Genomic DNA, 18,556 nt, shown 5'->3' with positions numbered 1-18,556 from the left:
GAGCGGCCAGGCATCACGCCACGGGCGCGCAACGGCTGGGGCGAACATCACGCCGTGCCCCCGTCCGCCTGCGCGAGTTCGGCGAGTTCTGCCGGGGGCCGCATCACGGCGTAGTCGGCGAAGCTCCGGCGATAGCGTCGGTGTCCGGTCTCCTGCGTGTGCCTGCGCTGCCATTCCTCGACAGGCCCCGGGCCGCTGTGCGTGCCGGACTCCGCCCCGCACTCGGTTTCGTCACCGGACACGCACCGGGCCTCGTACTCCGGTTCTGCCGTCTGGTCCTGCTCGATGGTGAACGGGACGTAGCGGAACCTGCGACGAATCACCGCGCGGCCCTGCGCTCGCTGTGCGCCCAGTCCTTGACGTGCAGGAACCCTCCGGCCTTCTCGATCTCGCGCGCCACCTCGTCGTACTCCTGCGGGACGGAAGAGATCATCGAGCGCCATGCCGTCAGCACCGCCCCGGCCTCACCACGCTTGATGTGATCGACGGCCCGTCCCAGCCCGTCACGCCCATGCGGCGACAGCAGCCCCGCGCGCTCCTCGATCACGTCCGTGATCTCCCACCCGAACGCCTCGGCGTACTCCGTGCACTCGTGGCGCGGTGCCGTGATGTTCGTGTTGGGAGCACCGCACAGGTAGATCACGCAGCGGAACCGCTCGACTTTCGCGGCCTCGGCCGGCACGTCGGCCTCACCCGGCCTGATGCCCGCCGCCGCGTCCGCGAGTGCCTGTCGTCGTCTCAGGTTGCCTTCGGTTCGGCGGGCTTTCGCCCGCCCCTGCCTTTGTCCGCTCTCGACGCTGACCATGCATCAATCGTGCCCACCCGATCACCCACGGTGAAGCGACGAGGCGTACGACCGGACACACTCACCGGCCCCGCACTCCTACGCTCCGTAGGACTCACGCGATCAAGGGCATGCCGATGAGTTCGCTGATGTTCCGCACACGCGCCGTGGACACTTTCGCAAGGCGCTTGCCGATGACGCCCGGCAACGCCTGATGCTTGACCCACTCCGGAGCATCGAGCGCTACCTCGATCAGCGTATCTCCGGCCTGGTCGTAAAGGCCGGCCGCGCACTGCGCGAGGGCAACGTCGAGCTTGTATCGGTTGCGGGCAACCTTCGACATCGACTTCGGCAGCTTCTTCATATCGGGGTGGCTGGCAAGCTTCAGCGCGCGCCCGTAGTTCTTCAGCGCGACATGGATTCCAACTGCCTCGGTCTTCGCCGCCGTTGGGCCGAAGCTGGTTCCGTACAGCTTCTCGTCTCGTCCGAGCCTTGCTGCCGCAGCGTGGGCCTGCGACATGTAGTCATCGGCGGCGCTTTCGTCCTCGCGCCGCGACGCTGCCACGGCCGCAGAGATCATCAGGCGCCCGTACGCGAGCAACTGGGGGCGTGACCCGTTGCTGAACGACGGCTCGATCGCCAGCGCCGCCCGCTCGGCCACGGAGACGGCCCGCGGCAGCCTGGCGCCGCGCAGGTAGATCCATGACAGCGTGGACTCAAGCAGCGCTGTCATCACGGGGTCGTCGACGTCCCTCGCTAGGTGCTTCGCCGACGTGAGCGCGCTCAACGCAAGGTCGCGTTGCCCGAATCCGTTCGAGCAGGACGCGGCCACCCGGTACGTGCTCGCCAGGATCGAGCCCAACTGCTCGCGCTCGCTACCGGTAGCGCTCGCGTACCTGACCTGTCCTTCCATGAGGACTTTGGCGGCGTAGCTACTCACCTTCGCCGTGTCGCTCGCCCAGTAGGCGGCCCACGCACGGTCGCGGGCCTCGCTCAAGTCCTCGACGGCACTCGGGTCGTCGATGCCTTCCCACTCACCGAGGGCACTCTCGTGTACGGCGTCGGACAGTTGTCGCAGGGCGGCGCGGTCGCCCTGGTCCATGCCCCGGCGCGGTGCCTGCTGCCCCAGGATCACGGATACGTCCGTGTTCAGTGCGTGAGCGAATTTGAGGAGCGAACCAACCGACAACTCGCCGCGGTCCTGCTCGGCTTTCTGCACCAGGGCGAGGGAAACCCCTGCTGCTTCCGCAAGTCCCTGCTGCGTCAGATCGGAGCCCCGTAGGTGCTTGATGCGCTGCCCGTTCGTAAGGTCGGCCCAGTTGCTCACGATCACCCCAGTGCGTTTGCAGGCTGCTGTACTCCGATGGTAGATCCCGACGCCCGGGCGCCCGGGGCGAACGGAACAGACGCGAGGCAGGGGCACACCCGACGCCCGGCCTCAGATGAACGTTCCCGCCCTACGCCGCCCCGACACCGAGCGACCCGCGTCACCAGTCGGGGCGAGGGCACAGCGAGGGCACACGACCCCAGAAAAACATGAAAACCTGCGGCAATCACCGAAAGTGATTACCGCAGGTCAGAGGGCTGATTCTGGCGTATATGCAGGTCAGGCGATCATGGCTGGAAGTTCGTGAACTACCGCCCGGCGGAGCCGGCGGGCTCAGGCGCGGGATCCTGCCGGGACGCGGCGCTGTGGGCGGAAGCGGAGCCGGCGGGCTCGGGCGCGGTCCCTGGCCGGGGGAGGACGCGGTGGGGGCGTGCCGGCTTGCGCAGGCCCGTGCGGCCCGGCGGCTGCGACCCAGGCAGGAGGCCCGGCGCTGCGGGCGGAAGAAGGGCCCTGCACGGCGGTGCAGGGCCCGGTGGGACGGCGGCGGGGCCGAGGCCGCACGCGGCCGAGTACCGCGGGACGAGCGGCATCTGCGGGGCGCTGCGGCCCCGCGGATGCGACGTGCGGTGGGCGCGGCTCAGGCGGCCCGGCGCAGCTCGGGGGCCCGGCGCATCTGCGGCACCTTGATCGGGCGCGAGCCGGGGCCGCCCACGTGCGAGAACGGCTGGGTGCGCCAGTCGAGCTCCTGAGGGAGCGTCAGCAGCACGCCGAACTCCTGCTCCACCGCCTCCGGCGCCTCGTCGGGCGCGTAGGCGTCGGAGGCGGGCCGGCCTGAACCGGCGCAGACCGACAGGACGAACGGGTTCCACGGCGTCGGGCACAGCGCGTGCTCGGGGAGGGCGTCCTCGTCCGCGAGCAGCGCGATCGACTGTGCGCAGTCCGGGCAGACCACCCGGACCATGTCGAAGGCGTCGTAGGTGTCGAGCTCTTCCGTCTCGACCGAATCAACAGGCTCCTGCATGGAGAATCTCCCCCTCGGGTGGGCCGACCAGGCATGCGGCCGCGACCACAGCAAGCAATTCCCCGCGGGCTCGGCAGGTAACCATCCGGTCTCGATCCCGGATGACCATGGATGTGTGGCGTTCGTCACATGCCGCTCGCAGGTGCCCGTACGGTGTGCCGCCGACTGTCCCGAAGGGTGCCCGGGGCCATAGGTTGACCGCATGGAGGAGCTGGATCGTCAGATCGTCGAGTTGCTCGTCAAGGACGGGCGCATGAGCTACACCGACCTGGGCAAGGCCACCGGCCTGTCCACCTCGGCCGTGCATCAGCGCGTCCGCCGCCTCGAACAGCGCGGCGTCATCCGCGGGTACGCGGCCGTCGTCGACCCCGAGGCCGTGGGGCTTCCCCTCACCGCCTTCATCTCGGTGAAACCCTTCGACCCCAGCGCCCCCGACGACATCGCCGACCGCCTCGCCGACATCCCGGAGATCGAGGCGTGCCACAGCGTGGCCGGCGACGAGAACTACATCCTCAAGGTGCGGGTCGCCACCCCGCTCGAACTGGAGCACCTCCTCACCCGGATCCGCTCCCAGTCCGGCGTCTCCACCCGGACGACGGTGGTCCTGTCCACGCCCTACGAGGCCCGGCCGCCGCGCGTCTGACCCGGGGCGGACCTCGGCGGCCGGGCGGCCCGCGGCGGTGTCTACGCTGACGTCATGACCGAGCGTGAACACCGGACCGTGCTGCTGCGCGGTGGAGACGTCCACAGCCCCGCCGACCCCTTCGCCACCGCGATGGTCGTCGAGCGGGGACATGTCGCCTGGGTCGGGTCCGAGGGCGCCGCCGACGCCTTCGCCTCCGGCGCGGACGAGGTGATCGACCTCGAAGGCGCCCTGGTGACCCCCGCCTTCACGGACGCCCACGTGCACACCACCGCCACCGGCCTCGCCCTCACCGGTCTCGACCTGTCGGGCGCCGCCACCCTCGTCGAGGCCCTCGCGCTCGTAAGGCGCTTCGCGTCCGCCCGCACCGCCGACCGGGTCCTGCTCGGCCACGGCTGGGACGCGGCGCGCTGGCCCGAGGGGCGGCCCCCCACCCGCGCCGAACTCGACGAGGCCACCGGGGGGCGCCCCCTCTACCTGCCCCGCGTCGACGTGCATTCGGCCATCGCCACCACCGCCCTCCTCGACCTCGTGCCCGGCGTCACCGACCTCGCCGGATACCACCCCGACGCGCCCCTCACCGGCGCCGCCCACCACGCCGTACGGGCCGCCGCGCACGCCTCCCTCACGCCCGCCCAGCGCACCGAGGCGCAGCGGGCCGCGCTCCGGCACGCCGCGTCCCTCGGCATCGGCACCGTCCACGAGTGCGCCGGCCCCGACATCTCCGACGAGGCCGACTTCACCGCCCTGCTCGCGCTCGCCGCGGGCGAGGAGCCCGCCCCGGGTGGTCGGCTACTGGGCGGAACCCGTGGCGGGGAGGAGGACGCGCGGCGGATCCGCGCCCTCGGCGCCCTCGGCGCGGCCGGGGACCTCTTCGTCGACGGCTCCCTCGGCTCCCACACGGCCTGCCTCCACGAGCCCTACGCCGACGCCCCCGGTGCCACCGGGACCGCGCACCTCGACGCCGCCGCCGTCGCCGCCCACGTCACCGCCTGCACCAGGGCGGGGCTCCAAGCCGGCTTCCACGCCATCGGCGACGCCGCGGTCGGCACCGTGGTGGACGGCGTGCGGGCCGCCGCCGAGACGGTCGGCCTGCACCGCATCCGCGCCGCCCGGCACCGCGTCGAACACGCCGAGATGCTCACCCCCGAGACCGTCGCCGCGTTCGCCGAACTCGGCCTCACCGCCTCCGTGCAGCCCGCCTTCGACGCGGCGTGGGGCGGCGACGACGGCATGTACGCCCAGCGCCTCGGCGTCGAGCGGGCCCGCACCCTGAACCCGTACGCGGCCCTGCTGCGGGCCGGTGTGCCGCTCGCCTTCGGCTCGGACAGCCCCGTCACCCCGCTGGACCCCTGGGGCACCGTCCGCGCCGCCGCCTTCCACCGCACCCCCGAGCACCGGGTGTCCGTACGGGCCGCATTCACCGCCCACACCCGGGGCGGCTGGCGGGCCACCGGCCGCGACGACGCCGGTGTCCTCGTGCCCGGGGCACCCGCCGACTTCGCGATCTGGCGCACCGGCGAGCTGGTGGTGCAGGCCCCCGACGACCGGGTGGCCCGCTGGTCCACCGACCCGCGCTCGGGCACTCCCGGACTCCCCGACCTGGGCCCCGACGCGCCGCTGCCGGTGTGTCTGCGCACCGTGGTCGGCGGCCGGACCGTGTTCGTCCGACCGAACGAGTGACTTCGGCGTCCGGCGGGGGAGGCCGCCGGACGGGCCGCTCCCGCGGAGGTTCCCCGCTTACCTGCGGATCTTCGTCGCTGACCTGGGCGTTCCTCCAATCGCCGCAGGTGGGGCGGGTGTTGACAGAGAGCGGTCGGCGGCCGGTAGGTTCGGCCGGGTCCACCACGGACCTCCGAACGTGCAGGCCCTGCTCACAGCCGCCGGGCGCCGCTGGATCGCGGGGTGGTGTGCCGCACCGGCGCACCACCGCTGGGAGCCAGGTTCAGCGCCCGCGCCGAGCGGCGGGGGAGGGCCGCCCGGCAGGAGGTCCCCCCGCCCGCGACGGGCCGGGGCGGGTGCGACCCGGGTGGGGCCCGGAGGTTCAGTAGACAACGGCTCTCGGACGACCCGCAGCCAGCGGGCCCCAGGTCGGCCCGAAGGACACCGGGCCCCAGAACGGCCCCCCGCCCCCCCGGAAGGCCCCTCTGCTGATCGTGCGCCGCTGCTGCTCGCTATGGTGGGGACCTGCGTACAGGACGTAAGGGGCAGTAGTGAACGACGGTGGCCAGAGGCGGTACGGCCCGCTCGGTACAGCCTTGGTGATCATCCCGACCTACAACGAGGCGGAGAACATCAAGCCGATCGTCTCGCGGGTGCGGGCCGCCGTGCCCGACGCGGAGGTCCTCATCGCCGACGACAACAGCCCGGACGGCACGGGCAAGCTCGCCGACGAGCTCGCCGCCGAGGACGACCAGGTCCACGTCCTGCACCGGAAGGGCAAGGAGGGCCTCGGCGCCGCGTACCTCGCCGGCTTCCGCTGGGGCATGGAGCACGGCTACGGCGTCCTCGTCGAGATGGACGCCGACGGCTCCCACCAGCCGGAGGAGCTGCCGCGCCTGCTGACGGCCCTGAAGAGCGCCGACCTGGTGCTCGGCTCCCGCTGGATCCCCGGCGGGCGCGTGGTGAACTGGCCGAAGTCCCGCGAGTTCCTCTCCCGCGGCGGCTCCACGTACTCGCGGCTGCTGCTGGGCGTGCCGATCCGCGACGTCACGGGCGGCTTCCGCGCCTTCCGCAGGGAGACCCTGGAGGGCATCGGGCTGGAGGACGTGGCCTCCCAGGGCTACTGCTTCCAGGTGGACCTGGCGCGGCGGGCGGTGGCCGCGGGCTTCCACGTCATCGAGGTGCCCATCACCTTCGTGGAGCGCGAGCACGGCGACTCCAAGATGAGCCGCGACATCGTGGTCGAGGCGCTCTGGCGGGTCACCGCGTGGGGCGTCGGCGGGCGGGCCGCGCAGCTGCTCGGCCACCGCAGACCCCGGTCCTGACCGTCTTACGCGGCCTTGCCGCGGCGCCAGGCACACTGGGGGCATGACGACCGGTGCACCGACCCCTTCCACCCGCACACGCTCCCGTGTCCGCACGTTCGCCCCGCTCGGCGTGGCCGCCTGGCTGGTGCTGGAGATCTGGCTGCTGATCCTGGTGGCCCGTGAGGCCGGCGGCCTCACCGTGCTCGCCCTGCTGCTCGGCACCGCGGTGCTCGGCGGCGCCGTCGTGAAGCGGGCGGGGCGGCGGGCCTTCGCCGTACTGTCCGAGACCCTCCAGCGCCCGGTGGACGGCGCGGTGCCGACGGCCGACCGGCGGGCCCGCGGCAACGGCTTCCTGATGCTGGCCGGCGTGCTGCTGATGCTGCCGGGCCTCATCTCGGACGCGGTCGGTCTGCTGCTGCTGGTCCCGGCGGTGCGCGGGGCGGTCGGCGGCTACGCGGAACGGGCGCTGGACCGCCGGGTGGGCGACGCCCTGCGGCAGGCGCGGATCCACCGCCCGGACGGCAAGGTCGTCCAGGGCGAGGTCATCCGCGACGACGAGCCTCCCCGGGGGGACCAGTCCCCCCGCACCCCGCTGAACCCCTGACGGCTTCGGCGCCGCCGCGCCCGGGGGCGGCCGGTCTGCGGGGGCGACCGGGCCGCGGCCCGGCGCGGGGCGCCTGAGCCCCTGGCCGGACGGGCCGCTGCGGCCCGGCCCCGCCGCCCGGTGCCCGAGGACGGTGCCGCGCGCAGGTCCCGCGGCCGGCGGGCCGGTCCGGCGGGCGGGCTGACCCCGCGGCCGGGGGTGCGGGCGGGGCCGGTAGTCGGGGGCCGGTGCCCGAAGAGCGTGTGGAGCCGCCCGCGGCCGACCGCGGGAAGGTCGGTCAGGCGGCTGCCCGCGGCGGGTTGCCCGCGCGTACGGAAACGCCGCGGGGGCGGTACGCGTGCTGCGTACCGCCCCCGCGGCGTCGTGGCGTGGCCGCTGCTACCCGGTCACGCGGACTTCCTGCTGTCGCGCGGGTGCACGGCGATGTTCATGGCGCCGGAGCGCAGGACGGCCAGCCGTTCGGCCAGCACCTCCTCCAGCTCCTCGCGCGTGCGCCGCTCCATGAGCATGTCCCAGTGCGTTCGCGCGGGCTTCGCCTTCTTCTCTTCGGGGCCGTCCCCGTCCACCAGGAGCGCCTGGCTTCCGCAGACCTTGCACTCCCACTCCGGCGGGATCTCCGCCTCGACCGAGAACGGCATCTCGAACCGATGCCCCTTCTCGCATGCGTACTCCACCGCCTGGCGCGGGGCCAGATCGATGCCGCGGTCGGTCTCGTAGCTGGTCACCACGAGGCGCGTGCCGCGAAGAGCTCGCTCACTCATGAATCGTGCCTCCCGGGCTTGTCGCCCACAGGACAGGTGTCGCTGTCGTCGTCATCCGGTCAACGTCCGGTCGGCGGTAAAGATTCCCGATGTGGGTAATGCGTCGCCCGTCGTGCCGCCCCTTTTTGTACCCACCAATGCCCGTTTTGTCACATCTGACAGAAGATGTCACCCAGCGTTTTGGTCGCGTGACCCCGCAGTAACGGTCCTCCTGGCAGGCCAAACGCGTACACTACAGCCCTTTCGCTTCCACGTCTAAAACAGGCCCGCCTGTGCGGACTCAGCGGCCGGAATTGATCAGATTCGGGAGGGTACGGGATTTCCGGCAGCCGCCACCGCCCGCCGCACCGGTACCCGCGCGAGGAGTACGAAGCCCAGCGCGAAGAACGCCACCAGGGAGACGATCGCGTCCCGGTAGCTCCCGGTCAGCTGGTAGGCCAGGCCGAAGACCAAGGGGCCCGGCCAGCTCAGGCCCCGGTCGCTCATCTCGTACGCCGAGAAGTACTCCGCCTCCTTGCCGCGCGGCACCAGGTGGGAGAACAGCGACCGCGACAGCGCCTGGCTGCCGCCGAGCACCAGGCCGATCGCGGACGCCAGCAGGAAGAACCACACCGGCGCCCCGGCGGGCAGGAAGTACCCGGCCACCAGGATCAGCGTCCACACCGCGAGCGAGCCGAGGATCGTGCGCTTCGCGCCGTACGCCTGTGCCAGCCGCCCCATCCCCAGGGCCCCGGCCACCGCGAGGACCTGCACCAGCAGGACCGCCACGATGAGCGTCGTCTGCTCCAGCCCGAGCTCCTCCGACCCGTAGATCGACGCCTGGGAGATCACCGTCTGGATGCCGTCGTTGTAGACGAGGTACGCGAGCAGGAACGACAGCGTCAGCGGGTGGCGCCGCATGTCCTTGAGCGTCGACACCAGCTGCCGCCACCCGGACCCGACCGGCTCCGCTCGGCCCTGCGGCACCCTGCGGTCCCGCAGCCGCCGCAGCGGCACGAGGGTGAACGCGCCCCACCACACCCCGGCCGACGCCAGGCAGATCCGCACCGCGTCCCCCTCCGACAGGCCGAAGGACTCGTGCCCGCCGTACAGGACCAGGTTCAGGACGAGGACGAACGCGCCGGACGCGTACCCGAAGGCCCAGCCGCGCGACGACACCGCGTCGCGCTCGTCCGGCTCCGCGATCTGCGGCAGGTACGCGTTGTACAGCACCATCGACACGGCCAGCGAGGCGTTCGCCGTGATCAGCAGGAAGGCGCCCAGCAGATAGCGGTCGCCGTCCAGGAAGAACATGCCCGCCGTCGCGGCGGCCCCCACGTAGGCGGCCGCGGCCAGCAGCGGCTTCTTGCGCCCGGTCCGGTCGGCGGCCGCACCGGCGAGCGGCATCACCAGCACCGCGAGGACGATCGAGAGGGACACCGAGTAGGCGAAGAGCGAGCCCGCCCGCACCGGGATGCCGAAGGGGTGCACGAAGCCGTCGGCGTCGGCCGCGGCCCTCGCGACCGACGTGAGGTACGGGCCGAGGAACACCGTCAGCACGCTCGTGGAGTAGACCGAGCACGCGAAGTCGTAGAAGTACCAGCCGCGTTGCTCGTACCGGCGGTCCTCGGCCGGCGGGCCGGACGCGTCCGGCCCCCGGTCGGTGGTCTCGGCGGTCACCCGCGCCCCCCTCGTGTCAGAGCCACGCCCCCCGGCCGGTGAGCACCGTACGCAGCGTCTCCAGATGATCGGTCATGATGCCATCCACCCCCAGGTCCAGGAGAGAGGTCATGCGCTCGGGATCGTTCACCGTCCACACGTGCACCTGCAGGCCCCGCGCGTGCGCCTCCCGGACGAACCGCCGGTCCACCACCCGTATACCGCTCTGGACCTCCGGCACCTGGGCCGCCACCGCGCCCGCGCGCAGCGCGGCCGGGATCCCGTAGGCGCGCAGCCGCAGCGCCAGCACGCCCCGCACCCCGTACGACGTGGCCAGCCGCTCCCCGGCCAGGCGGCGCGCCCGCGCGACCCGGGCCTCGTTGAAGGAACCCACGCACACCCGGTCCCAGGCGTTCGTCCTGCGGATGAGCCCCACCAGCGGCGCCAGGGCCGATTCGGCCTTCAGGTCCACGTTCCAGCGGGCCTGCGGGAACTCCTCCAGCAGCTCCTCGAAGAGCGGGAGCGGCTCGCGGCCCGCCACCCGCGCCTGCCGCACCACGCTCCACGGCAGCCGCGCGATCCGGCCCCGGGCGTCGGTCACCCGGTCCAGGGTCGCGTCGTGGAAGGCCACCAGCCGGCCGTCGGCCGTGGTGTGGACGTCGGTCTCGAAGTAGCGGTAGCCGGCGTCGGCCGCCCGGCGGAAGGCGGCCGCGGTGTTCTCCAGCCCGTCGGCCGTCCCGCCCCGGTGGGCGAACGGGATGGGGGAGGGGTGGTCGAGGTACGGATGCGGCTTCGAACGCGGATGCGGTAGCAGAGTCACCGCCGCAGTATGGCCTGCCCGGGTGGCCCGGAGGCGACCACGGTGCTGCCGCCGCCGGCACCGGGGACGGCGAAGCGGCGCAGGAAGAACTGGGCCAGCGGGCCGATCGACAGCGCGTACAGCACGGTGCCGACACCGAGGGAGCCGCCGAGGGCGAACCCCGTCGCGACCACCGCGACCTCCAGGAGGGTCCGCACGAGCCGGATCGAGAGCCCGGAGACCCGGTGCAGCCCGGTCATCAGCCCGTCGCGCGGTCCCGGACCGAACCGCGCCGCGATGTAGAGGCCGGTGGCGAGGCCGTTCAGCACGATGCCGCCGGTCATGGCGGCGATCCGCAGCGGCAGGCCCTCGGCGTCGGGCAGCGCCGCCAGGGTCGCGTCCATGGCCGCGCCGATGACGAGGACGTTCGAGACCGTGCCGAGCCCCGGGCGCTGCCGCAGCGGGATCCACAGCAGCAGGACCCCGGCGCCCACGAGGGTCAGCACCAGTCCCATGGACAGGCCCGTCTGCTCCGACAGGCCCTGGTGCAGCACGTTCCACGGCTCCAGGCCGAGGCCGCTGCGGACGAGGAGCGCCGAACTCGCCCCGTACAGCACGAGCCCTCCGTAGAGCTGGAGAAGGCGGCGGGAGAGACGCCCTCCGCGGACGGAGGTGGCGATGCCGGACATTGATGTGCCCCCCTGAATGGCAGTAGTGGACTGGCTTGTGTCACTCTGTGGCGGGGGATCGGGGTGCAGCTATGGCCAATCCGAGGAAGGTGGACTGATTTCATGGCTGAGTGGACTTCAGCAGTGGGTGCCGCGCAGTTGGCCCGGCAGCTCACCGCCCAGCAGCCGCGGCCCGCCGGCCCCGGGACGCGCAAGCCCCCGGCCTACCGGGCCCTCGCCGACGGGATCCGGCTGCTGGTCCTGGAGGGCAGGGTCCCGGTCGCCGCACGGCTCCCCGCCGAGCGGGAGCTGGCCCTCGCCCTGTCCGTCAGCCGGACCACGGTCGCCGCCGCGTACGAGGCGCTGCGCGGCGAAGGCTTCCTGGAGTCACGGCGCGGCGCGGGCAGCTGGACCAGCGTGCCCGCGGGCAACCCGCTGCCCGCCCGCGGCCTGGAACCCCTGCCTCCCGAGGCCCTCGGCTCCATGATCGACCTCGGTTGCGCCGCCCTCCCCGCGCCCGAGCCCTGGCTCACCCGGGGGTTCCGGGGCGCCCTCGACGAACTCGCGCCCTACGCCCACACGCACGGCGACTACCCGGCGGGCCTGCCCGTGCTGCGGCAGTTGATCGCCGAACGCTACACCGAGCGCGGCATCCCGACGATGCCCGAGCAGATCATGGTGACCACGGGCGCGATGGGCGCCATCGACGCCATCTGCCACCTCTTCGCCGGGCGCGGCGAGCGCATCGCCGTCGAGTCGCCCTCGTACGCGAACATCCTCCAGCTCATGCGCGAGGCCGGGGCACGGCTCGTCCCGGTCGCCATGGCGCCGGGCCTCGACGGATGGGACCTGCCCCGCTGGCGGCAGGTGCTCCGGGACGCGGCGCCGCGGCTCGCCTACGTCGTCGCCGACTTCCACAACCCGACGGGCGCGCTCGCCGACGACGACCAGCGGCGCTCGCTCGTGGAGGCCGCCCGCTCGGCGGGCACGGTCCTGGTGGTCGACGAGACCATGTCGGAGCTGTACCTGGAGGCGGACCTGCGGATGCCGCGCCCGGTGTGCTCCTTCGACCCGGCGGGCAGCACCGTGCTGACGGTGGGCTCCGCGAGCAAGGCGTTTTGGGCCGGCATGCGGATCGGCTGGGTGCGGGCCGCGCCCGACGTGATCCGTTCCCTGGTCGCCGCGCGGGCGTACGCCGACCTGGGCACGCCCGTGCTGGAGCAGTTGGCCGTGGCGCGGCTGATGCGCACCGGCGGCTGGTCCGAGGCGGTCGCCTTCCGCAGGGTGCAGGCCCGGGAGAACCGGGACGCCCTGGTCACGGCCGTCCGGCGGGAGCTGCCCGACTGGGAGTTCGAGGTGCCGCACGGCGGGCTCACGCTGTGGGTGCGCACGGGCGGACTGTCGGGGTCCCGGCTGGCCGAGGCGGGGGAGCGGGCCGGGGTGCGCGTCCCGTCCGGTCCGCGCTTCGGCGTGGACGGCGCGTTCGAGGGGTATGTGCGGCTGCCGTTCACCGTGAGCGGGCCCGTCGCGGACGAGGCCGCCGCCCGGCTGGCGGCCGCCGCGCACATGGTGCGGGCGGGCAACGGCGCGGGGGCGGTGGCCCATGAGCCCCGCACCTTCGTGGCCTGACGCGTACGGGGCGGCCGCCGCCGGGCGGCCGCAGGTCGGGCGCGGGGCGTGCGCCTGGGTACGGACGCCGGTCCGGGTGGGGTGTTCGCCCGGGCGGCCGGTCGCCGGTCCGGGCGAGGGTTCCGTCGGGTACGGAGGCCCCGTGCGGGTGCGGCGGCGGCCGTGCGCCCGGCGCGGGGGCGCGTGGGATGAGGCGTCCGGGTGCGCGGGCTTGTCACCGGCTGCCGCCGCGTGGCCGCCGGGCACCCCGTCGAGCTTCACCGACGCGGCTCCGCTGAGGTCCGGTCGTCGTGCCTGCTTGCCCGCCGGGTTCAGGGCGCGGGAGGCGCTCCGGCATCGGCACGGCTTCCGCAGGCACCGCCGCCCTGGCGCCCCCGGCCGGCTCGGCGGGGCCGACGGGGACGGGTGCGGGGGCGAGGGATCGGCGGGTGCGGGGCCGGTGGGTGCCGGGCTCGCGTGGACGGGGGCCGGGTGGGCGGGGACCGCGTCGGCGGGGGCCGGGTGGGTCGGCAGGCCGTGGGCGGTTGCCGGGCCTCCGCGGTCGGGAGCCGGGTGGACCGGGAGGCCGTGGGTGGCGGCCGCGGCCTCGTAGGCGGGGGCGGCGTAGGCCGGCAGTTCATGGGCGGTGGCCGGAACCTCGTACACGGGGGCCGCGTGAGCCGGGACCTCGTCCGCGGCGGGCGCGTGGGCCGACACGTGATCGGCCGGAACCCCGTAGGCCGGCGCCTGGGGGGCGGGGGCCGGGTGGAGTGGCACCCCACGGGCGGATGCCGGGTGGGCCGGGATCTCCTCGGCGGGGGCCGGGTGCACCTCGCCTTCCTGCGCGGGAGCTCCGTAGGCAGGGGCCTGGGGAGCGGGGGCCGCGTGGAGCGGCACCTCACAGGCGGGGGCTCGTGGGGGACCCGTGGACCGGGGAAGCCGGGGCCAGGGGGTCGGACGGCGGGAGCACGTGCAGCCGCCCCTCGGTGTGCCGTTCCGGAAGCAGGTCGAGGACCGCACGGCGGTGGGAGTCCACCGTGGCGTCGTCGTGGGGGTCGGGGGTGGCCGGCACCTGGAGCCGCAGCACAGGGCCCGTGCCGAGCCGGGCGTAGCCACGCCCCGGGGGCACGTACGGCGGGGGCGTGGTGTGCGGCGGTGCGCCCAGCACGGCCGCGAGCTGGTGGGGGGCGGCGTGGCCGAGGGCCACCCGCGCCCTGGTCTGCGAGCGGACCGTGTCGCTCAGCGCGTCGACCGTGTCGAACTGCTCCGCCAACACGACTGTGACGTTCGCGGCCCGGCCGTGCCGCAGCGGCACGGCGAGCAGCTCCTGCGGGTCCTGCCGGCCTTCGGACGCCGCCAGGTCGCCGAGCGCGCTCGGCCGGTCCAGCAGGATCCACAGCGGGCGCCGCACCTCCGCCGGCACCGGCTCGCCCGCCTCGCGGGCCCGGTGCGCGGCCGCCAGCCGCCGCTCCGTCTCGTGGGCCGCCCACTCCAGGGCCGACAGCGCCCCCGGCAGCCCGCACTCGACGCCCACGACCCCGTGCCGCCCGGCGAGGCACGCGTACTCACCCGTACCGCAGCCCTCCACCACCAGCACGTCCCCCGCGTGCTGGAGGGCCTGCAGCGCCACCGACCGCAGCAGCGTGCTGGTGCCGCTGCCGGGCTGGCCCACCGCCAGCAGGTGCGGCTCCGTCGAGCGCGGCCCCGTACGCCACACCACAGGCGGCGCGTCCCGCGACCCGTCGCCGTCCCGCACCGGGACGGTGCGCTGGACGGCGTCCTCGTCGGTGAAGCCGAGCACCGTCTCACCGGGCACCGTCACGAACCGCTGCGCCACGATGGACGCGGGCAGCGCCGGCAGCACCCGCACCGCCAGCCGGTTGCCCTCCTCGTCCCAGTCGAAGCGGTACTCGCGGTCGCGCCCCGACTTGGCGGCGAGCAGCTGCTCGATCCGGGCCCGCGAGCCGGGATCGCCGTCGGGGAAGTACGCCGGGTACGCGATCTGCAACCGGGTGGGCCGGCCGTCGCCGTCGAAGGCGACGTCACTGAAGACCGCCGTCCACGCACCGCCGTGCGCGTACAGCGGACTCGGGTCCTCGGGCACCGAGAAGTACGGCACCAGCGCCTCGTACAGCGCCTTCAGCCGTTCCGCCTCGGCCTCGTCCGGACCCGTCTTCACCACGGGGCGCTCCCGCCCCTTCCACGCGGCCGCGGCCATCACCGCCATGAGGGCCAGCAGGGGCCCGTACGGCATGAGCAGTACGGCCAGGACGCACGCGGCGGCCACGAGCAGCGTGGGACCGCGCCGCTCCTTGGGGGTGTCCGCCCACTTCGCGCGCCCGGCCGCCGCGAGCTTCCGCAGGCCCCGGCCGATGGTGATCAGCGGATGGAGGACGTCCGTGGCGTTGTCGGCCGCCGTGCGCACGATCTCTCGGCCGCGAGCGATCGGAACGCTGCCGCTGGTGAGGATGCGGGGGAGTGGTCGCCGGGCCACGTCGTCTCCTGGGGGTCCTGGTGGGTTCGTGGAAGGGAGGGGAGGGCCGGTGCTGCGGGCCGGCGTCAGAAGTTGATGCCGCCCAGCAGGCTGGCGAGGCTCTGGCCGCCCGCCGTGATGCTCGGGGCGATGGCGGTGCCCGCGAGGTAGAAGCCGAAGAGGGCGCAGACGATGGCGTGGGACGCCTTGAGCCCGTCCCTCTTGAAGAAGAGGAAGACGATGATCGCGAGCAGCACCACGCCTGAGATCGAGAGGATCATGAGCGGTTCTCCTGGTTGAAGGGACAGTCACCATGAGTCATTCCAGGCTCACCGCAAGCATCTATGCCGCAAAAGGTGCAAAAGGGTGAAAAGTCAGTGTTTTCACTTGACCGGCGTACACCGCGGGGCGCCCCTCGGCCCCCGCGGCGGGCAGTACCCTGTCGGTTCACTCGTACGGCTGACCTCGGCTGACTCGGGCCTGGCCCGCCGCGCGAGCCCCGGAAGCAGCACACGAGCCAGGAAGGTGGCCGCAGATGAGTGAAGAGACACCGGACCCCGAGGTCGTCGCCCTCGCGTCGAAGATCTTCGACCTCGCACGCTCGGGGGACGCGGCGTCGCTCGCCGCCTACGTCGACGCGGGAGCCCCGGCCGACCTCGCCAACGAGCAGGGCGACACGCTCGTCATGCTCGCCGCCTACCACGGCCACGCCGAGGCCGTCACCGCCCTGCTGGCCCGCGGCGCCGACCCGAACCGCCCCAACGACCGCGGCCAGACCCCCGTCGCGGGCGCCGTGTTCAAGGGCGAGGACGCCGTGGTGCGCGCCCTCCTCGCCGGCGGCGCCGATCCGGAAGCCGGCACTCCGTCAGCCGTGGATACCGCCCGCATGTTTGGGAAGACAGACCTCCTGGAGCTGTTCGCGGCGCGGTGAACCGGCCCCGAACAGGGCATGGCCCCCCGGTGCACACAGCACCGTAAATGTGGTCGCGGCGGGGAAAACGCTGGGTCATCATGACGACGACGGGGCCCACCGGGGGCCTCACGAGGAAGAAGGCAGAGGCAGGAACGATGGCTGACACCAAGCGGCAGACGACGGGCGGCTCCACATGTTGCTGCGCGGCCTAGCCGGCCACCCCACCCCGGACGTCCCCGCGAACCGGCGGCCCGGCCACGTCGACAGCTTGATGTGAGGCATCTCCCATGTTCGAACCAGTCATAGCGCCGAGCGGCACCCTGCTCGGCCTGCTCCAGAGGGGGCGCGGCGACGGCACGCTGCACGCGCTCGCCGCCCCGCGCGCCGAAGCCCTCGCTGCCCTCGACCACTGCGTCCTCAACGACCCCCGCCGCGACTGGCAGGTCGAGAACCGCTCCCTTTACTACGCCCGCCTCTACCTCGACCTGCACGGCGGGCTGGAGGCGGTCGAAGAGCACCTCTTCGGCCCCGACGACCACGTCGACACCGAGGAGTCGCGCACCGGTCTCGCCCTCGCCGTCCTCGGCCACCTCGCCGCGTACGGCCGGCTCGACGCGCTCCTGCTGCTGCGCCGCTACGTCACGACCGGCGCGAACTGGGCCTGGGCCCTCGACGAGCTCGCCCTGCGCGACGACGACGCCGCGCTGCGCCGCCTCGCCGACCCCGTCCTGGCGCGGTTCCCGGCCACCCCGAGGGCGACGCCGCCCTGGCCGCCGCCGTGCGCGACGCCTACGAGCCCCGGCCGTGGCGGCTGTGGGCCGACGACCCGCGCGAAGCCGTCGGCGCCCGGGTGCGCGCCGCGGGCGAGCAGGGCTCCTTCGACCGCTGGCAGCGCCAGATGCGCCCCACCGGGCCGCGTCCCGGCTGGAGCGTCCAGGCCGTGTTCGACTGGGCCCAGCAGGGCCTGGAGGAGCGCGGTGCGCTGCTGCACGCGCCCGCCGCCCGCTGCCTCACCGCGGTCGCGGGACCCGACGACCGGCCCCTCATCCTGGAGGCCGCCCGCAGCGGCCCCGACGGCGCCCGCAGCGCCGCCCTCCACTACCTCGCCGAGGCGCGCGACCCGGCCGTACTCGACCTGATCGAGGCCGCCGCGAGCAGCACCTCGCCCCTCGTCGCCGACGCCGCCGTCAGCGCCTTCGAGCGGATGTGCGGGGAAGACGCCGTCGACCGCGCCCGCGGGTGGGTGCACCGCCCCGACGCCCTCGGCAGTTCCGCCGGGGCCGTGCTCGCCGCACGCGGCGGCGTCCAGGACGCCCCTCTCGTCCTGGGAGCCCTCCGCAGGGCCGTCCGCGGCGACGGGCCGGACGCCGCCTCCTCTTCCCGCTCGTCGACGGCGCCGGGCGCCTCGGCATCGCCTGCGCGGCGCCCGTGCTGCGCCACGTCTACCGCGAGACCGCCTCCTCGGAGCTGCGCGGCCGCACCGCCCGCGCGCTCGCCGCGACGGACCCCTCCTTCCGGACCGGTTTCGCCGTCGAATGCCTGTGGGACTGCGAAGAGACCACCCGGGAGGTCGCCGCGCTGCACGCCGAGACGGGAGACCTCCGCGTCGCCGAGCGCCTGCGCCGCCTCGCCAGCGATCCGGCGGAGGAGGACGAGGTGCAGACCGCGGTCCGCAGCAGGATCGGACCGGACGCGCCGACGCGCTGACGGCCGGCGGCGGCACCGCGTTCGGGGCGGCGCCGCCGGTGACTCCCCGCGTTCCCGTTTACCGGTGCGGCACCCGGGGCCTGTGCGTGCCCTGTCGGGCCTGTCCGAGCCCTGTCGGTGTCTGAGCAGTTCGCGGGGCGTCAGCGGTCCGTGGAGCGTTGGGGTGGTCGGGGTGGTCCGGGTGGTCGGGGTGGTCGGGGTGGTTGGGGTTGGCCGGGGCCTCGGGGGCCGGGAGGCGTGAGCGGTCAGGGCGGGGCGGGGCGGGGCGTTCGGGTCTGAGGGGCCTGAGAGGCGTCCGTGCCTGAGGGGGCTGAGGGGCCTGGAGGTCCCGATGGGTTGCGTGGTCCGGGTCGACGGGGCGGGCCCGGTCGAGGGGTGGTAGAGGTCCTTGGGGTGGCCCGGGTCCCTCGGTGTGGTCCGGGTGCCCGGTGTGGTCAGGGTCCCTTGGTTTGGGCCGGGTTCCTCGGTGTGGTCCGGGTTCTGGGGCGGTTCGCCGCCGGTGCGGTCCGGGGTTCAGGCCGGGCGGGAGGAGCGGGTCGTCCGCGGCCGGCACCCGGGACCGGGCCGGGCCCAAACGCTCATGGCGCGTTCCCCGCGGCGACAGATCCAAGTCGGCGGCCCCTCGCCCGGCGCGGCGACAA

The 18,556-nt window shown here is 74.1% G+C and carries 16 protein-coding genes and 1 pseudogene; 7 read left to right on the top strand and 10 right to left on the bottom strand.

The genetic code is table 11. The features are described 5' to 3' along the window. Positions 1 to 47: 47 nt before the first annotated feature. The 4 genes from L6E17_RS02005 to L6E17_RS01990 form a co-directional block, all read right to left on the bottom strand. Entirely contained in the window at positions 48 to 323 is a 276-nt protein-coding gene (locus tag L6E17_RS02005) for a hypothetical protein (RefSeq protein ID WP_236239050.1), read from the bottom strand. Beyond that, complete coding sequence (locus L6E17_RS02000; protein ID WP_236239049.1) at positions 320 to 805, bottom strand: recombinase family protein; 486 nt, start codon at positions 803 to 805, stop codon at positions 320 to 322. The genes L6E17_RS02005 and L6E17_RS02000 overlap by 4 nt, the downstream gene beginning before the upstream one ends. A gap of 94 nt (positions 806 to 899) precedes the next feature. Next, the gene (locus L6E17_RS01995) at positions 900 to 2,111 is read right to left on the bottom strand and encodes a helix-turn-helix domain-containing protein (protein WP_236239607.1); all 1,212 of its coding nucleotides are present in this window, start codon (positions 2,109 to 2,111) and stop codon (positions 900 to 902) included. Between the two features lie 637 nt (positions 2,112 to 2,748). After that, on the bottom strand, positions 2,749 to 3,132 hold the full coding sequence (locus L6E17_RS01990) for a hypothetical protein (protein ID WP_236239048.1): 384 nt from the start codon (positions 3,130 to 3,132) through the stop codon (positions 2,749 to 2,751). Between the two features lie 202 nt (positions 3,133 to 3,334). On the opposite strand from L6E17_RS01990, the gene L6E17_RS01985 reads away from it, so the two are divergent. From L6E17_RS01985 to fxsA, 4 genes are all read left to right on the top strand, one after another. Next, complete coding sequence (locus L6E17_RS01985) at positions 3,335 to 3,775, top strand: Lrp/AsnC family transcriptional regulator (protein WP_236239047.1); 441 nt, start codon at positions 3,335 to 3,337, stop codon at positions 3,773 to 3,775. Between the two features lie 54 nt (positions 3,776 to 3,829). Further along, positions 3,830 to 5,458, top strand: a complete 1,629-nt coding sequence (locus tag L6E17_RS01980; RefSeq protein ID WP_236239046.1) for an amidohydrolase — start codon at positions 3,830 to 3,832, stop codon at positions 5,456 to 5,458. 530 nt (positions 5,459 to 5,988) lie between these two features. Further along, the gene (locus L6E17_RS01975) at positions 5,989 to 6,762 is read left to right on the top strand and encodes a polyprenol monophosphomannose synthase (RefSeq protein WP_236239045.1); all 774 of its coding nucleotides are present in this window, start codon (positions 5,989 to 5,991) and stop codon (positions 6,760 to 6,762) included. Between the two features lie 43 nt (positions 6,763 to 6,805). Beyond that, complete coding sequence (fxsA, locus tag L6E17_RS01970; RefSeq protein ID WP_236239044.1) at positions 6,806 to 7,348, top strand: FxsA family membrane protein; 543 nt, start codon at positions 6,806 to 6,808, stop codon at positions 7,346 to 7,348. A 386-nt stretch (positions 7,349 to 7,734) separates the two neighbouring features. Here fxsA and L6E17_RS01965 read toward each other — a convergent pair whose 3' ends face one another. The 4 genes from L6E17_RS01965 to L6E17_RS01950 all read right to left on the bottom strand — a co-directional run bounded on the left by L6E17_RS01965 (position 7,735) and on the right by L6E17_RS01950 (position 11,235). After that, positions 7,735 to 8,109 carry an RNA polymerase-binding protein RbpA gene (locus tag L6E17_RS01965; protein WP_010468770.1) on the bottom strand — a complete coding sequence of 125 codons (375 nt, stop codon included), beginning with the start codon at positions 8,107 to 8,109 and terminating at the stop codon, positions 7,735 to 7,737. Between the two features lie 297 nt (positions 8,110 to 8,406). Then, positions 8,407 to 9,768, bottom strand: coding sequence for an MFS transporter (locus tag L6E17_RS01960; RefSeq protein ID WP_236239043.1), 1,362 nt, complete (start codon positions 9,766 to 9,768; stop codon positions 8,407 to 8,409). 16 nt (positions 9,769 to 9,784) lie between these two features. Further along, entirely contained in the window at positions 9,785 to 10,567 is a 783-nt protein-coding gene (locus L6E17_RS01955; RefSeq protein WP_236239042.1) for a glycerophosphodiester phosphodiesterase family protein, read from the bottom strand. Next, entirely contained in the window at positions 10,564 to 11,235 is a 672-nt protein-coding gene (locus L6E17_RS01950) for a YitT family protein (protein WP_236239041.1), read from the bottom strand. The genes L6E17_RS01955 and L6E17_RS01950 overlap by 4 nt, the downstream gene beginning before the upstream one ends. Positions 11,236 to 11,337: 102 nt before the next feature. Between L6E17_RS01950 and L6E17_RS01945 the strand changes: the two genes are divergently transcribed. After that, positions 11,338 to 12,843 carry a PLP-dependent aminotransferase family protein gene (locus L6E17_RS01945; protein ID WP_236239040.1) on the top strand — a complete coding sequence of 502 codons (1,506 nt, stop codon included), beginning with the start codon at positions 11,338 to 11,340 and terminating at the stop codon, positions 12,841 to 12,843. An 877-nt stretch (positions 12,844 to 13,720) separates the two neighbouring features. Here the strand turns inward: L6E17_RS01945 and L6E17_RS01940 are convergent. Next, positions 13,721 to 15,316 (bottom strand): hypothetical protein, encoded by a 1,596-nt coding sequence (locus tag L6E17_RS01940; RefSeq protein WP_236239039.1) that lies wholly within the window; start codon positions 15,314 to 15,316, stop codon positions 13,721 to 13,723. A gap of 65 nt (positions 15,317 to 15,381) precedes the next feature. Continuing rightward, complete coding sequence (locus tag L6E17_RS01935; RefSeq protein WP_236239038.1) at positions 15,382 to 15,576, bottom strand: hypothetical protein; 195 nt, start codon at positions 15,574 to 15,576, stop codon at positions 15,382 to 15,384. 254 nt (positions 15,577 to 15,830) lie between these two features. Between L6E17_RS01935 and L6E17_RS01930 the strand changes: the two genes are divergently transcribed. Both L6E17_RS01930 and L6E17_RS01925 read left to right on the top strand, forming a co-directional pair. After that, the gene (locus L6E17_RS01930; RefSeq protein ID WP_236239037.1) at positions 15,831 to 16,226 is read left to right on the top strand and encodes an ankyrin repeat domain-containing protein; all 396 of its coding nucleotides are present in this window, start codon (positions 15,831 to 15,833) and stop codon (positions 16,224 to 16,226) included. 269 nt (positions 16,227 to 16,495) lie between these two features. Then, positions 16,496 to 17,915 (top strand): annotated as a pseudogene (locus L6E17_RS01925) (HEAT repeat domain-containing protein). Positions 17,916 to 18,556: the final 641 nt, after the last annotated feature.

This window comes from Streptomyces sp. CC228A (assembly GCF_021390935.1).
Lineage (GTDB): Bacteria > Actinomycetota > Actinomycetes > Streptomycetales > Streptomycetaceae > Streptomyces.
Note: the sequence above shows the minus strand (reverse complement) of the source record. Positions and strands in the feature narration are given on the sequence as shown.